Annotated in this window: 9 protein-coding genes; 5 read left to right on the top strand and 4 right to left on the bottom strand. The window is 71.7% G+C overall.

What is annotated here, in order from left to right; genetic code table 11:
• Positions 1-16: 16 nt before the first annotated feature.
• From ACIRJR_RS10165 to ACIRJR_RS10155, 3 genes are all read right to left on the bottom strand, one after another.
• On the bottom strand, positions 17-814 hold the full coding sequence (locus ACIRJR_RS10165; protein ID WP_403776756.1) for a phosphatase: 798 nt from the start codon (positions 812-814) through the stop codon (positions 17-19).
• Positions 815-926: 112 nt separating this feature from the next.
• Entirely contained in the window at positions 927-2,474 is a 1,548-nt protein-coding gene (locus tag ACIRJR_RS10160) for an ABC1 kinase family protein (RefSeq protein ID WP_403776753.1), read from the bottom strand.
• Positions 2,475-2,601: 127 nt separating this feature from the next.
• On the bottom strand, positions 2,602-3,132 hold the full coding sequence (locus ACIRJR_RS10155; RefSeq protein WP_403776750.1) for a hypothetical protein: 531 nt from the start codon (positions 3,130-3,132) through the stop codon (positions 2,602-2,604).
• A gap of 529 nt (positions 3,133-3,661) precedes the next feature.
• On the opposite strand from ACIRJR_RS10155, the gene ACIRJR_RS10150 reads away from it, so the two are divergent.
• Genes ACIRJR_RS10150 through ACIRJR_RS10140 form a run of 3 tightly spaced genes read left to right on the top strand, consistent with a single transcriptional unit; the run spans position 3,662 to position 11,236 of the window.
• On the top strand, positions 3,662-4,414 hold the full coding sequence (locus ACIRJR_RS10150; protein ID WP_403776748.1) for a thioesterase II family protein: 753 nt from the start codon (positions 3,662-3,664) through the stop codon (positions 4,412-4,414).
• A gap of 48 nt (positions 4,415-4,462) precedes the next feature.
• Entirely contained in the window at positions 4,463-5,233 is a 771-nt protein-coding gene (locus tag ACIRJR_RS10145) for a class I SAM-dependent methyltransferase (RefSeq protein ID WP_403776745.1), read from the top strand.
• Positions 5,234-5,263: 30 nt separating this feature from the next.
• Entirely contained in the window at positions 5,264-11,236 is a 5,973-nt protein-coding gene (locus ACIRJR_RS10140; RefSeq protein WP_403776742.1) for an amino acid adenylation domain-containing protein, read from the top strand.
• A 96-nt stretch (positions 11,237-11,332) separates the two neighbouring features.
• On the opposite strand, the gene ACIRJR_RS10135 is transcribed toward ACIRJR_RS10140, so the two are convergent.
• Positions 11,333-11,947, bottom strand: coding sequence for a TetR/AcrR family transcriptional regulator (locus tag ACIRJR_RS10135; protein ID WP_403776739.1), 615 nt, complete (start codon positions 11,945-11,947; stop codon positions 11,333-11,335).
• Positions 11,948-12,058: 111 nt separating this feature from the next.
• Between ACIRJR_RS10135 and ACIRJR_RS10130 the strand changes: the two genes are divergently transcribed.
• Together ACIRJR_RS10130 and ACIRJR_RS10125 are read left to right on the top strand one after the other, a co-directional pair.
• A complete protein-coding gene (locus tag ACIRJR_RS10130; RefSeq protein ID WP_403776736.1) occupies positions 12,059-13,675 on the top strand; it encodes a carboxyl transferase domain-containing protein in 1,617 nt (538 codons plus the stop codon).
• A 13-nt stretch (positions 13,676-13,688) separates the two neighbouring features.
• A complete protein-coding gene (locus ACIRJR_RS10125; protein ID WP_403776733.1) occupies positions 13,689-15,737 on the top strand; it encodes a biotin carboxylase N-terminal domain-containing protein in 2,049 nt (682 codons plus the stop codon).
• The last annotated feature ends 16 nt before the right edge of the window (positions 15,738-15,753 follow it).

Below are 15,753 nucleotides of genomic sequence, written 5' to 3'. Positions count from 1 at the left end.
CCCGCCCCTGCCGTCGTTACTCCCGGTCCTCGGCGGGCAGGAGCCCGGCCGCGTCCAGCAGGTAGTCGGTCATCGGGTCGTAGTAGCGCGGGTCGGCCACGTGGTCGTCGAGCGGCACGGTGACCTGGAGGGTGCCCTCCGCCTCGCCGAGGAAGAGCGCGGGGTCGTTGCAGTCCGCGTAACCGATCGAGTCGATGCCGCGCTGACCGGCGCATCCGGCCCAGCCGTGGTCGGCCACGACGAGATCGGGCCGCGGCCTGCCCTCGCGCTCCAGGCCGTCCAGGATCGCCGCCATCGGGACCGGGGAGTGCGTGTGCCACAGGGTCGCCCCGCGCTCCAGCACCGCGACGTCGGCGAACTGGAAGACCATGCCCTCGTCGGCCATCAGGCCGCCGGGGATCCGGACGATCTCGCATCCGGCGGCCCGCAGGGCGTTCGCGGTCTGCCGGTGGACGTCGAGCAGCCCGCCCGGGTGGCCGGTCGCGAACAGCACCCGCTCCCCGTCGGCGGCCGCCTTGCGCAGCCGGGCCGCCATCCGGTCCAGGGCGTCGACCGTCAGCTCCGGGTCGATGGTGTCCTGGCCCTGCCGGTGCTCCGGATCGTCGCTGACGCCGCACCTCTCGGCCATCACGGCCAGGACGTCCTGCTCGTCGGTCCACCGGTCGCCGAGCTCCAGCCCCAGCCAGAAATGGCGGTTGCCGTTGGCGAGCTGGCGGTAGTGGGAGAGGTTGTTGTCCCGGGGGGTGGCGACGTCGCCCGCGATACGGGTGCGGACGAGGTGCTCGACGAGGGCGGCGCGGCTGGGTATCGGCATGCACCCATTGTGCCGTCGGGGGCGCGCTGTGTGCCTGGCGTCTTACCCGACGGACACGGTTCGGGCTCCGCCCGCCGGTCCTGCCCCGCCCGGTCAGGGGAGTACACCGGCTTCAGCGCCTCCGGCGGTGGTCCAGGTAGACCGCCAGGGCGCCGAGGGCCAGCAGGCCGTACGGCGTGGACCCAGGCCTTCCACCGCCGCGCGCCCGGGTTCGCCGGACCTCGCCGTGCTGGACGGTGAGGTCGCGGTTGGCCATGTCGTCGACGATGGCGCGCATCTGCTCCGCGGCCCCCATATGGGCGAGCGTTCCCTCGAGCGCGCGCCGCGCCGACTGCAGGGGCGAGGCCGTCTCGCGGGCTATGTGCAGCATGATGCGGGGAATCTCCCGCTCGAAGATGTCGACCAGTGTCAGCTCGGGTGCGAGGCAGCGCACGGAACCCTCGAGGTTGGCGAAGGACTTGCCCAGGAGGGATACGGCTGGACAGGAGGCGATGCCCCTCCTGGTGGCCTTCTCCAGGACGCTGGTGAGCATGACGCCGAAGTTCATGTCCCGCAGCGAGGCTCCCGCGATCTTCGGGACGAGGACCGCCATGTCCTGGGAGAACCCGGGGACGTCGGACCACGGTGTGGTGCGGCCCATTTCCACCCACGCCCTGGCCAGGCCGTGGCCGTCGTTCTGCGAGACCGCCATGAGGACGAGGAGCAGCCGCATGCTGGACCGCTGGTCGATGCGGCCGACCATCCCCCAGTCGATCAGGGTCGCCTGCCCGTCCGGGGCCACGAAGACGTTACCGGCGTGGGGATCGGCGTGGTAGAAGCGCTCGATGAAGTAGCCGCGGTACATGAAGGCGATCAGCTGACGGCTGACGGCCCGCCTGTCGTGGTCCGGCAGATCCAGGCTGTTCGCCCGGGCGACGGAGACTCCGGGTGCCATGGACTGCACCAGTACGCCCGGGGTCGCGGCCAGGACCCTCGGCACCGTCAGCCGGTCGAAGCCCCGCAGTGCCTCACGGGCGCGGTCCATGTTCGCGGCTTCCTTGGTGAAGTCGAGCTCCGGTTCCATGGCGTCGAAGACGTTCCCCAGCATGGACTCGACGTCGACGACCGCGCCGAACCGCGGGGCCGCTCTGGGGACCAGCGCCGCCGCACGCCGCAGCAGCGCCATGTCCGAGAGGACGGTGTCGCGGATGCCCGGTCGCTGCACCTTGATCACGCCCGGGGAGCCGCCGGGAAGGGTGACCCGGTACACCTGGGCCACCGAGGCCGTGCCGAGCGGCCGTACGGTGTCGATGTCGTCGAAGTACCGCTTCCAGTCGGCGCCGAGGTTCTGCTCCAGGACCGGTTCGAGCTCGTGGAACGGCTGTTCCCGCACCTCGTCGTGCAGGTTCCGCAGTTCGTCGATCATGATCGGGGACACCATGTCCGGACGGGTGGACAGGATCTGCCCGATCTTGACGTAGAAGGGCCCCAGGCTTTCCAGGGCGGTTCGGACGGCACGGGCGCGCCTGCGCTCGCGGTCCTCCTGGCCGTGCTCCTCGGGGTCGCGTTCCCTGTCGGCGCGGGAGCCTCCGGTTCGCGGGGCTTCACCGACGGTGTCGCGGCCCAGTTGTGTCAGCACTTTGACGACCACCCGCAGGCGATCGCCGGTGCGCGGGGTCATGGCAGATTCCTCACGGTGACGGCACGGCTGCCGGGAGAGCCGGCTCGCACCACCCTTCCACCGCACCCGCGGAGCGCCTGACCTCCGCCGCCGGGCGGCGGCGATCAGACACGTCGGAGATACGTCGCTACTTCTTGACGCCGAGGCCCTTCGCCGCGCCGAGCAGCGGTTCCATCGCCCTCAGGGCGCTCAGCAGCCCCTCGATCAGCTCGCTCAGCTGCTGGACCTGCTGCGGCAGCGCCGACAGTCCCTGCAGCGCGTCGCCGGCCGAACCGAGGGCGCCCAGGGGTGCGCCCGCATCGGGGAACGACGACGTCCGCTGGGTCCCGATCGCGGAGAGGGCGCCGGCCGCGGCGCCTCCCAGCCCGGCGACCGCGGGAGCCGCGGCCGCGAACCCGCCCGACGGGCCGCCCCCGGAGAGCAGGAGGAGCGCCGCGAGGTCGCGGTTCTTGTTCTTCTTCTTGCTGTCGTCGCCCTTCAACAGGGACATGACCAAGGCGTTACGCATCGCATCGCCGGGCATCGCGGCCAGGGCGTGGGACGACAGCCCGAGTGGCAGGTCGTCGTCCTCGTCCCGGTCCAGCAACTCGTCGTACGCCTTCTTCCAGTCGTCGGCGACATCGCCGTAGAAGTCTTTCAAGGTGTCGAAGGTGCCCACAGGTCCCCTCCTGCTTCAGGTTCTTGATTCGCGAATCCGTCGCGACGCGTGAGCGGCGCCTGAGCACCGCTGGAGGAACGGAACTTATCACCGGATCAGAGCACGATAAGTATTACTTTTCATAGCGATGCGGCACCCGAGAAATAGCCGGGCCGCGCGACCCCATCCGCCAGGGCCGAGGAATAGCGCGAAAGAGGGGAGACAATGGCATGGACAGGCCATCCAGCACTGTGATCAGCGTGTCATCCGAATGAGTGAGGATCTTGGTTCCACACTTCGTTCCGCGAGTGAACTCGGGTAGCGCGCAGGCGCCCGCAAGAATTCGGCACCCGAAAATCGGCCGAATCGGGCGATACGCAATTCAGCCACACACAGTTCAGCCAATGACGGATTTTCGGCCAGAACACCTAACCCGAACGAGCGACGTTTCCCTTTCGCCGGACCGATCGTTGGGTCTCCCGTGAGCCATTGGCCGTGAGCCATTGGAGTGAGCATTACGTCACCCTTGAACGAAGGAACGTGCCTGCCCGTGAACGTCACCACCAGAGAACCCTGGTTCCCGCACCAGCGCCTCGAAGCGCCTCTCCCAGCCGTCCGGCTCTTCTGCGTTCCCCATGGCGGGGCGGGCGGTTCCGCCTTCCGGTCCTGGCAGGGCAGGGTCGGCGACAGGGCCGAGGTGGTCCCCGTTCAGCTTCCTGGCCGCGACATCCGGCTGTCGGAACCTGCCGAGCCCTCGGTCACCGGGCTCGCGGAGCGGCTCGCGGGTCCGGTGGGCGATCGGGCCGACGGACTGCCCTATGTGCTTTTCGGCCACAGCATGGGGGCTTTGCTCGTATACGAACTCGGACTCATGCTTCAAAGCGCCCCCCATCCCCCTTCGGCTCTGGTCGTTTCGGGAAGTGTTCCGCCGCACATCTCCCGGCGCACCGCCCCCATGCACACGCTTCCGGACGACGAGTTCCTGAAGCGTCTCGGAATGCTCGGGGGAATTCCGGATGAACTGCTCACCAACGAGGAGTGGCAAGACCTCTTCCTCCCCGGGCTGCGCACCGACTTCGAGGCGGCCGAGACCTATCGGCCCCAGGATTCACTGCTGTCCGGAATTCCGCTCATCGCTCTCGGCGGACGCGACGACCCCGCGGCTCCGCCCGCCGATGTCGAGCGCTGGCGCGAGCTCGCCGCCGATGTCACCGTCCGGATTTTCGACGGCGACCACTTCTTCGTTTTCACGTCGGAGGAGCAGGTGCTCCCCTTCCTTACCGCCACCTGCCTGGCCGTCTGACGTGATTTTCCCCCATGCCCGGCCACAGCTGATCGAGGATCACCTTTCGTGAGCAACAGAACTGTACGAAAAGGACGCTACGGGGTGGACGGCCCCGGCTGGCTGTCCGGACTCTTCGCCGGGGTCGCGGCACCGCTGCTCGCGGTCGCGGCCGGCGGACCCCGGTGGCTGCTGCGCATCCCCCCGGTGGTCGCCGCCCCGGCGGGGCTCTACCTCCACTCGACCCTGCGGGGGAAGTTCCTGGTCTGGGAAGAGGAGCTCGACGCCCTCCGCCTGAGCGGGGACGAGCACGTCCTGGACCTGGGCTGCGGGCGCGGGGCGGTGCTGACAGCCGTGGCGCACCGCGTGCCGAAGGGGCGCGTGACCGGGGTCGACCTGTGGCGCTCGGTGGACCAGTCCGGCAACAACGAGCGGGCCACCACCGACAACATCCGCCGTGCCGGGATCGTTGCCGAGACCGAGCTGCTCACCGCCGACATGCGGAAGCTGCCGCTCGAGAACGGCCGGTTCGACCTCGTGGTGTCCAGCATGGCGATCCACAACATCCCCGGCGCCGCGGGCCGCAGGGACGCCGTCCGTGAGGCCTACCGGGTCCTCAAACCCGGCGGACGGCTCCTCATCATCGACATCCTCCACACCTCCGACTACCTCGACGCCCTGCACACGACGGACGCGGTGAACATCTCCCGTACCGGTGCCGGTCCCCGCATGTGGTGGAGCGGGCCCTGGGTCGGGACCAGCGTGGTGAGCGCGGAGAAACCTCCCGCCGACCCCGGTCCCGGCGAACCCTCCCACCCCGATCCGAGCGAAAACGACTGAGACGGCACGCACGATATGGATCTGACAGGAATGTTTCCGGGAGTACGCGGTCCGGGCCCGCGCAGCCTCGTCGACCTGCTGCGGTCACGGGCCGCCGAGCAGCCCGACCGACGCGCCTTCGTCTTCCTGGGCAGCGACGGCGAGGAGGAGTCCCACCTCACCTACGCACAACTCGACCACCGCGCACGGCTCGTGGCGGTGACCCTGCGGGAGCGGAGCGAGCCGGGAGACCGGGTCCTGATCCTGCATCCGCCGGGCGAGGCCTATCTGACCTCGTTCTTCGGCTGCCTCTACGCCGGGGTCATCGCCGTACCGGCCTATCCGCCGCAGCCGCGCAACCTCGCCCGGCTCCGGGCCGTCGTCGCGGACTCGTCGCCGGTCGCCGCGCTCACCGGTGACCGGCTCATGGCCTCCGTCGAGCGCCGCTTCCCCGACGCCCCCGAGCTGCGGGCTGTCACCTGGCTGCCGACAGGCGCGCTGAACGGCGATCCCGGGCGGTGGACGGATCCGCGCGCCGGCTCCGGCAGCCTCGCCTTCCTCCAGTACACCTCGGGCAGCACCGCGGCGCCCAAGGGCGTGATGGTCACCCACGGCAACCTGTTGCAGAACTCCGCGCAGATCCACCGGCGCCTGCGGACCACGGAGGACTCCTGCGTGGTGAGCTGGCTGCCGCCCTTCCACGACATGGGTCTCATCGGGGGCATCCTGCAGCCCCTCACCGTCGGGTTCCCCGGCATTCTGATGGCACCGGGGACCTTCGTCCTGGACCCGGTCCAGTGGCTGCGCGCGATCTCCGCCTACGGCGCCACGGTGAGTCCCGTGCCGCCGTTCGCCCTGGACCTGTGCACCGAGCGTGTGGATCCGGCCGAGCGGGCGCCCCTCGACCTGAGCACCCTGGAGACGGTCGTCGTCGGCGCCGAGCCGGTCCGGACCGCGACGCTGGACCGTTTCGCCGACCGCTTCGCCTGCTGGGGGCTGCGCCGGGAAGCCTTGCGTCCGAGCTTCGGGCTCGCCGAGGCCACGCTGATGGTGTCGAGCGGCGTCCACCTCTCCCGTTCGGTCGCCGTCGACGTCGATGCCGCGTCCCTGGAGGCCGGCTCCGTCGTGGACGGGAGCGGCGATCCGCGCCCCGGTCACGGCCGGAACATCGTCGGCTGCGGTTCCGCCGTCGACGGACAGCGGCTGCTCGTCGTCGATCCGGCCACCGCGGTGCCCTGCGGCCCCGGGCGGGTCGGGGAGATCTGGGTCGCCGGTCCGAACGTCGCCCAGGGCTACTGGGAGCGTGAGACGGAGAGCAAGGCCACCTTCCACGCCGAACTCGCCACCGGCGAGGGACCGTTCATGCGCACCGGCGACCTCGGCTTCCTGCGGGACGGCGAACTGTTCGTCACCGGCCGCAGCAAGGACCTGATCATCATCCGGGGCCGCAACCTCTACCCGCAGGACATCGAGCGCTGCGCGGAGAGCGGCCACCCGGCCTTGCAGTCGCACGCCTCGGCGGCCGTCGGTGTCGAGGACGGGGACGGCACGGAGCGGCTGGTGCTCATCGCCGAACTCCGGCGCGGAGTGGACGTGCCCGACGCGGCCGAGGTGGCAAGGGGCCTCGTCCGGGCCATCGCGGCGGAGTTCGATGTCCGCCTCCATGAACTGGTCCTCGTCCGCGCCGCCACCATTCCCAAGACCTCCAGCGGCAAGATCCAGCGCAGGGGTGCCCGGCAGGCGCTCCTCGACGGCACGCTCACCGTCGTCGGACGGTGGACCGCCGACGGGAAGGAAGCGGCGCACCCCGGGTCCTGCCACCGTTCCGCCGTGGAGGCGTACCTGACGGACCTGGTCGTGGACGTCGCGCCCGAGGGCACCTGCCGTCCCGGCCGGGAGCAGTCGCTGCTGGACCTGGGCCTGGAGTCGTTGTCCACCCTGCGGCTCATCGGCCGGATCCGGCGCGATCTCGGTGTCGACGTGTCCGACCTCGCGTACGGGGACGATCTCACCGTCGCCGTACTGGCGGACGCCGTCGTCGGTGAGCGGCCGGACGGTCTGCCGCTCATGGACGACGGCACGCTCCGTCCGGCCGCCACGCCGGAGGACACCGGCGCCGGACGCGTCGGCACCAACGAGCCGTTCCCCCAGACCGACACCCAGCAGGCGTACTGCCTGGGCCGCACGGACACCTTCGAGCTCGGCAACGTCTCCACCCATGCCTACCTGGAGTTCGACGCCCCTGAGCTCGACCTGCCACGCTTCGAGCTGGCCTGGCGGCGGGTGATCGACCGGCACGAGATGCTGCGTGCCGTCATGCTGCCCGACACCAACGAGCAGCGAATCCTCGCCGAAGTGCCGCCGTACGACATCCAGGTGACCGATCTGCGCGGCCGTGGGCAGCGGGAGGCCGAGGCCGAGCTCGCGGCCACCAGGGACCGCCTCTCGCACGAGGTGCGCCCGGCCGGCCGGTGGCCGCTGTTCGAGGTCGCCGCCACCCGGCTGGACAGCGGTCTGCGGATCCACCTCAGCGTCGACGCGCTGATCGCCGACTTCTCCTCGGGCAAGGTGCTGTTCCGCGACCTGTCCCGGTTCTACGACGACCCGGCCGTCGAACTCCCCCCACCTGCCGCCTCGTTCCGCGACCACGTGCGGGCGGAGGCGGAGCACAAGGACGGGTCCGAGTACCGGCGGTCACGCGACTACTGGTGGAGCCGGCTGGCCGCCCTGCCCCCGGCACCCGCACTTCCCACGGCCGCCCCCGCCCGGTCCGTCCGTCAGCCGCGGTTCACACGCCGGGAGACCGTGCTGCCCGGCACGGTCTGGCAGCCGCTCAAGGAGCGGGCGGCCGAAGCCGGGCTGACGCCGACCGGTCTGCTGCTCGCCGTCTACGCCGAGGTGCTGGCGGCGTGGAGCAACAGCAGGCACTTCACGCTGAACGTACCGCGCCTCAATCGTCCCGTCGCCGACCGGGAGTTCGACGAGGTGATCGGCCAGTTCGCTTCCTTCACCCTGTTGGAGGTCGACCACCGCGCGCCCGGAAACTTCCAGGACCGGGCGCGCAGGCTCCAGCAGCAGCTGCGGGACGATCTGAGGCACCAGGACGTCAGCGGGGTCGAGGTGCTCCGTGAACTGATGCGCCTGCAGGGCGGCTTCGACCGGGCGCTGATGCCGGTGGTCATGACCAGCAACCTCGCCTTCACGGCCGCCGGCAGGAGCTCGCTGGAGAAGCTGCTCCACCCGGTGTTCAGCGTGTCGCAGACACCCCAGGTGACTCTGGACCAGCAGGTGCAGGAGGACGAGGACGACGGCGCGCTCCTCCTGAACTGGGACGTGGTCGAGGAGTTGTTCCCCGCAGGTCTCGTCGACGGCATGTTCGCCGCGCACTCGGCGCTGCTCCACGCTCTCGCCACCGACGGGGACACCTGGTCCCGGAGCGCACCGCTCGCCCCGCCGGCCGTGGGGGACGGGGCTTCCCGCAGGGGCGTGGGCCCGGCGCGGGCGGTCCCCGCCGTCCAGGTGCAGAGCCTCTTCGAGGCACGGGCGGCCGCCCGGCCCGACGCCGTCGCCGTGATCGCCCCGGACAAGGTCCTCTCGTACGCCCAGCTCTCGTACGCGGCCCAGCAGGCCGGGCGGTGGCTGTGCGGGCACGGCGCCCGGCCGGACCGGCTGGTCGCGATCGTCATGGAGAAGGGCTGGGAGCAGGTGGTCGCGGCCTACGCCGTGCTCTTCTCCGGTGCCGCCTACCTGCCGATCGACCCCGAACTGCCCACTGAGCGCATCCACCACCTGCTCGACCGGGGTGAGGTCGGTCTGGTCCTGACGCAGTCGCACCTGGACAGCACGATGGACTGGCCCTCCGGGCTCCTGCGGCTCTGCCTGGACCGGCCGCTGCCCCCGGCGGACACCCCGCTGCCGTCGGCCGGCGGCCCCGACGACCTCGTGTACACGATGTTCACCTCGGGCTCGACCGGTGAGCCGAAGGGGGTCATGGTCAACCACCGGGCGCTGGTGAACTGCCTGGCCGAGACGGCCGATACCTTTGGGATCACCACCACCGACCGTGCTCTGGCGGTCGCCGCACTCCACCACGACCTCTCCGTCTTCGACCTCTTCGGTGTACTCGGCGCGGGCGGCACCCTGGTCGTGCCCGCCGCCGCCGAACGCCGTGACCCGGCGCACTGGGCGGAACTCGTCGGCACCCACGGGGTGACGGTGTGGAATTCGGTGCCCGCCATGATGGAGATGCTCCTGGAGAGCGTCGCCGGAAACGCCGGGCCGCTCGCCTCGCTCCGCCTGGCGTTCCTCGGTGGCGACTGGATCCCGCTGACCGTGCCGGGCCGGCTGGCCGCATCGGCGCCGGGAGCCGAGCTGGTCTCCGTCGGCGGGCCGACCGAGACCACGCTGTGGAGCATCTGGTACCGCGTCGGCGAGGTCGACCCCGCCTGGCGGAGCATCCCCTACGGCTCCCCCATCGCCAATGTCACCTACCACCTGCTGGACGACCGGCTGCGGGAGTGCCCGGACTGGGTGACCGGCGAGATGTACGTCTCCGGTGTCTCGCTGGCCGACGGCTACTGGCGCGACCCCGAACGCACCGGCGCCCTGTTCATCGAGCACCCGGAGACCGGGGAGCGGATGTACCGCACCGGGGACCTCGGCCGGTGGCGGCCCGACGGCACCATCGAGTTCATGGGCCGGGCCGACTTCCAGGTCAAGATCCACGGTCAGCGCATCGAGCTCGGCGAGATCGAGACCGCGCTGCTCGCCCACCCGGACGTCGCGTCGGCCGTCGTCACCGCGATGCCCCGTCCCGACCGGCCCGGCCACGACGGCCTGGCCGCCTATGTCGTCGCGGAGTCACGGACCGCGCCGCCGGGGGTGGCGGAGTTCGAGGAGTCCCGGCGCCGGGACATCCAGGTCCTCGATCCGGTGGCACGGGCCGAGTTCAAGCTCGCCCGGCACGGGCTCCGGCGGGAGCCCGGCCGCCCCCGGGTCCCCCTGGTCCACGCCCCGGAGGAACCGATGCGGCGGCGCAGCGACCGCGAGTTCCTCCCCGCGCCGGTCACGCTCGCCGAACTGTCCGACTGCCTGGGCCTGCTGCGGCAGGCCGAGGTGGACGGGCTGCCCAAGTGCCGGTACCCGTCGGCCGGGGGGCTCTACCCGGTCCAGACGTACGTGCATGTGAAGCCCGGGGCGGTGACCGGACTGCCCGCGGGCGCGTACTACCTCGATCCGCGGGAGAACTCCCTGGTGTCCCTCGCCGAGGACGCCACGGTCGGGGCCGAGGTGCATGCCGCGCACAACCGCGCCCTCTACGACGGGGCCGGCTTCAGCCTGTTCCTGATCGCCGACCGCGCCGCGATCGAGCCGATGTACGGTCCGCTCGCCCGTGACCTCTGCCTGCTGGAAGCCGGTTACATGGGCCAGCTCCTGATGGACCGGGCCGCGCGCTCCGATATCGGTCTCTGCCCGATCGGCGAACTCTCCTTCGGCCCGGTCAGGGAGCTCTTCGCCCTGGACGACAACCACGAGCTGGTGCACACCCTGGTCGGCGGCCGGGTCGACCGCAGCGCTCCCGCCCGTACGGTCGTCCCGGCCGAACCGCTGGCCGACCGGCTGCGGGGCTGGCTCCGCGAGCGGCTGCCCGCCCACATGGTTCCCGAACATGTGACGCCGCTGGAGAGCTGGCCCCTCAGCGCCAACGGCAAGGTCGACCGGCTCAGCCTGCCCGCTCCGAGGAAGCTCCGGGACGCGCCCGGGTTCGTCGCGCCCCGCACGCCCACCGAGGAGCAGCTCGCCGCCATCTGGTGCGAGCTGCTGGATCTGCCCCGGGTCGGGGTCCGGGACAACTTCTTCGAGCTCGGTGGCCACTCCCTGGCCGCGACGCGCCTGATCAGCCGGGTCCGCGACCGGTTCCGGATCACGATCAGCCTCCGCGAGGTCTTCACCGCCCGTACCGTCGCGGACCTGGCGGTCACGGTCGACCGTATCCGGGGTGGTGAGGTGGGCGGGCGCGTGTGACGTGCGTGCGGCCGCTGCCGCCCCGGGCCCGCCGTGGCCCGCGGGCGGCAGCGGCTTTCGCGCTGTCCGTGCGGGGCGGTCGGCCCGAGGTCCCGGCTACGAGGCAGCCGCCTCGAACGCCCCCCGCGCCAGCCGGTGCAGCAGGGCGGCGGTGGCCGTGCGGTCCGGGAGGGCTTCGGGGCGGGTCAGGTGGGGGGTGGAGTTCAGGAGGCCGAAGACCGCGTGGACGGTGACCCTGGCCTCGCTCTCCACGAGGGCCGGATAGAGGGCGCGGACGACCTCGACCCAGACCTCCACGTACTGCCGCTGGAGCTGGCGGACGCGCTTGCGGTCGGTGTCGCGCAGGCGGTCCAGCTCGCGGTCGTGGAGGGTGATCAGCGGGCGGTCGTCCAGGGCGAAGTCGATGTGGCCCTCGATGAGGGCGTCCAGGAGAGCGTCCGGGGAGCCGTCCCGGGAGGCGTCGTCCTCGGTGACGCGCAGCCTGCCGCCGGCGAGCAGGCGCTCGCTGATGCCGACGAGCAGCTCGGCGAGCATCGCGTCCTTGCCGGGGAAGTGGCGGTAGAGGCCGGGGCCGCTGATACCGACCGCGGCTCCTATCTCGTCGACCCCGACACCGTGGAAGCCGCGCTCGGCGAAGAGGCGGGCCGCCTCCCTGAGGATCTGCTCGCGGCGGGTGGGGGCCGCGACACGGGCGGCGGCATTGGTGCTCATGAGGATTCATTCTAGACAGGCGGGTTAGCGCTCGTTAACCTGAGCGTCACAGACGTTAACGCTCATTAACTCTCATCCGGTTCAGCGGTACGGGCAAGGGGGCTCGACAGGATGCAGCAGGCACCGGTCCTGGTGAGTGCGGCCGATCCCGCCTCGGAGGCCTGGCAGGCCAACGAGGCGGCGCATCACGCGCTCGCCGAGGAGCTGCGCACGCGGCTCGCCACGGCACGGCTCGGAGGGGGTGAGAAGGCCCGCGCCCGGCATGTCTCGCGCGGGAAGCTGCTTCCCCGGGAGCGGGTGGACGCCCTCCTCGATCCGGGTTCGCCCTTCCTGGAGCTGGCGCCGCTCGCGGCCGAGGGGCTCTACGGGGGCGCGGCGCCGGCCGCCGGGGTGATCGCCGGAATCGGGCGGGTCAGCGGCCGGGAGTGCGTGATCGTCGCCAATGACGCGACCGTCAAGGGCGGCACGTACTACCCCATGACGGTGAAGAAGCACCTCCGCGCCCAGGAGGTGGCCCTGGAGAACCGGCTGCCGTGCCTGTACCTGGTGGACTCGGGGGGCGCGTTCCTCCCGATGCAGGACGAGGTGTTCCCCGACCGGGACCACTTCGGGCGGATCTTCTACAACCAGGCCCGGATGTCGGGCGCCGGCATCCCGCAGATCGCCGCGGTGCTCGGCTCCTGCACGGCCGGCGGGGCGTACGTCCCGGCGATGAGTGACGAGGCCGTCATCGTGCGGAACCAGGGCACGATCTTCCTGGGCGGCCCGCCGCTGGTGAAGGCCGCCACCGGCGAGGTCGTCACGGCGGAGGAGCTGGGCGGCGGCGAGGTGCACTCCCGTACGTCCGGGGTCACCGACCACCTCGCCGAGGACGACGCGCACGCGCTGCGGATCGTGCGGAACATCGTCGCGACCCTCCCGGACCGCGGCCCGCTCCCCTGGTCCGTGGAGCCCGCCGAGGAGCCGAAGGCGGACCCCGCCGGGCTGTACGGCGCGGTGCCGGTCGACTCGCGTACGCCCTACGACGTACGGGAGGTCATCGCCCGGGTCGTGGACGGCTCCCGCTTCCAGGAGTTCAAGGCCGAGTACGGCCAGACGCTGATCACGGGCTTCGCCCGCATCCACGGCCACCCCGTCGGCATCGTCGCCAACAACGGCATCCTGTTCTCGGAGTCCGCCCAGAAGGGCGCCCACTTCATCGAGCTGTGCGACCAGCGCGGCATCCCGCTGGTCTTCCTCCAGAACATCTCCGGCTTCATGGTCGGCCGGGACTACGAGGCCGGGGGCATCGCCAAGCACGGCGCCAAGATGGTGACGGCCGTGGCGTGCACGCGGGTGCCCAAGCTGACGGTGGTCGTCGGCGGCTCGTACGGCGCCGGGAACTACTCCATGTGCGGCCGGGCCTATTCACCGCGCTTCCTGTGGATGTGGCCGAACGCCAAGATCTCCGTCATGGGCGGCGAGCAGGCCGCCTCCGTGCTGGCCACCGTCAAGCGGGACCAGATCGAGGGCCGGGGCGAGGAGTGGCCCGCCGAGGAGGAGGAGGCCTTCAAGGATCCGGTCCGCGCGCAGTACGAGCAGCAGGGCAACGCCTACTACGCCACCGCCCGGCTCTGGGACGACGGCGTGATCGACCCGACGGAGACCCGGCAGGTGCTGGGACTCGCCCTGACCGCGTGTGCCAACGCCCCGCTGGGTGAGCCCAGTTTCGGCGTCTTCCGGATGTGATGTGAGGACCTCCATGTTCAGCACTGTTCTGGTCGCCAACCGTGGCGAGATCGCGGTCCGGGTCATCCGGACCCTGCGCGAGCTCGGTGTGCGGTCGGTCGCCGTCTTCAGCGACGCCGACGCGGACGCCCGGCACGTCCGGGAGGCCGATACGGCAGTCCGGATCGGGCCCGCTCCGGCCGGTGAGAGCTACTTGTCCGTGGAACGGCTGCTGGACGCCGCCCGCCGCACCGGCGCCGAGGCCGTCCACCCCGGTTACGGCTTCCTCGCCGAGAACGCGGGCTTCGCCCAGGCCTGCGCGGAGGCGGGTCTGGTCTTCATCGGTCCGCCCGCCGCGGCGATCTCGCTGATGGGCGACAAGATCCGCGCCAAGGAGACCGTCGCGGCGGCGGGGGTGCCCGTCGTACCCGGTTCCTCGGGGAGCGGGCTCACCGACACGCAACTGGGCGCGGCCGCACGGGAGATCGGGATGCCCGTCCTGCTGAAGCCGTCGGCGGGCGGCGGCGGCAAGGGCATGCGGCTGGTGCGCGAGGAGGCGCTGCTGGCCGACGAGATCGCGGCGGCCCGGCGCGAGGCGCGCGCCTCCTTCGGCGACGACACCCTCCTGGTGGAGCGGTGGATCGACCGGCCCCGGCACATCGAGATCCAGGTCCTGGCCGACGGACACGGCAACGTCGTGCACCTCGGGGAGCGCGAGTGCTCGCTCCAGCGCCGCCACCAGAAGATCATCGAGGAGGCGCCCTCGGTCCTGCTCGACGAGCGGACCCGGGCCGCGATGGGTGAGGCCGCCGTGCAGGCGGCCCGGTCGTGCGGGTACGTGGGCGCGGGGACGGTCGAGTTCATCGTCCCGGGCAACGACCCCGCCTCGTACTGGTTCATGGAGATGAACACCCGTCTCCAGGTCGAGCACCCGGTCACGGAGCTGGTCACCGGGCTCGACCTGGTGGAGTGGCAGCTGCGGGTCGCGTCCGGCGCCCGGCTGCCGTACGCGCAGGCCGACATCGCGCTGACCGGGCACGCCGTCGAGGCCAGGGTCTGCGCGGAGGACCCGGCGCGCGGCTTCCTCCCGTCCGGCGGCACGGTGCTCGCGCTGCGCGAGCCGCAGGGCGGCGGGGTGCGGACGGACTCGGGCCTCAGCGAGGGCGTGCCGGTCGGCAGCACGTACGACCCGATGCTGTCGAAGGTCATCGCGTTCGGCCCCGACCGGCCCACGGCGCTGCGCCGGCTGCGGGCGGCGCTGGCGGGCACCGTGGTGCTGGGCGTCCCGACGAACGCCGGGTTCCTGCGGCGGCTGCTGGCCCATCCGGCGGTGGCCGCGGGGGATCTGGACACCGGTCTCGTGGAGCGGGAGGCCGACGGCCTCGTGCCGGACGGGGTCCCGGAGGAGGTGTACGCGGCGGCGGCCCTGCTGCGGCAGCCGCCGGCCGCGCCCGCCGGCGGCTGGGTCGACCCGTTCTCGGTGCCCAGCGGCTGGCGGCTCGGCGGTACACCGGCGGAGACCTTCCACCACTTCCGCGTTCCCGGCCACGAGCCGGTGCGGGTGGGGCTGCGTACGGGCGCGGAGGGCACCGCGTCTCTGACGTTCGGCCACGCCGGAGACCGCGGGGAGGCGGCGGACGCGTGCGGGCCCGTGCCCTCGCTGCCCGGCGCGAGGACGTCCCGGCTCGTCGAGGCGTCCGGGCCACGCGTCGTCGTCGAACTCGACGGCCTGACCCACACGTTCAGCACGGCCGCCTCCCGGGACGGCGTCTGGCTCGGCCGGGACGGCGACGCCTGGCACGTCCAGGACCATGACCCGGTGGAGGCGTCCCTCAGCGGGGCGGCGCGTTCGGGCGCGGACACGCTGGCCGCGCCCATGCCCGGGACCGTCACGGTGGTGAAGGTCGCGGTCGGGGACGAGGTCGTCGCAGGGCAGAGCCTGCTGGTCGTCGAGGCGATGAAGATGGAACACGTCATCTCCGCCCCGCACTCCGGCACGGTCACCGAGCTGGACGTCACCGCCGGCGCCACGGTCGCCATGGACCAGATCCTGGCCGTGGTGGCTCCGGGGGAGGAATCGTGACCGGCACCGGACTGCC

Source organism: Streptomyces sp. NPDC102402 (genome assembly GCF_044765765.1).
In the GTDB taxonomy this organism is placed as follows: Bacteria; Actinomycetota; Actinomycetes; order Streptomycetales; family Streptomycetaceae; genus Streptomyces.
The sequence above is the reverse complement of the archived record's forward strand: the minus strand, read 5'-3'. Positions and strand labels throughout refer to the sequence as shown.

Excerpts from the sequence above, each read along its gene's own strand:
- ACIRJR_RS10160 (WP_403776753.1), bottom strand. The coding sequence starts at position 2,474 with ATGACCCCGCGCACCGGCGATCGCCTGCGGGTGGTCGTCAAAGTGCTG.
- ACIRJR_RS10130 (WP_403776736.1), top strand. The coding sequence starts at position 12,059 with ATGCAGCAGGCACCGGTCCTGGTGAGTGCGGCCGATCCCGCCTCGGAG.
- ACIRJR_RS10125 (WP_403776733.1), top strand. The coding sequence starts at position 13,689 with ATGTTCAGCACTGTTCTGGTCGCCAACCGTGGCGAGATCGCGGTCCGG.
- ACIRJR_RS10135 (WP_403776739.1), bottom strand. The coding sequence starts at position 11,947 with ATGAGCACCAATGCCGCCGCCCGTGTCGCGGCCCCCACCCGCCGCGAG.
- ACIRJR_RS10165 (WP_403776756.1), bottom strand. The coding sequence starts at position 814 with ATGCCGATACCCAGCCGCGCCGCCCTCGTCGAGCACCTCGTCCGCACC.
- ACIRJR_RS10140 (WP_403776742.1), top strand. The coding sequence starts at position 5,264 with ATGTTTCCGGGAGTACGCGGTCCGGGCCCGCGCAGCCTCGTCGACCTG.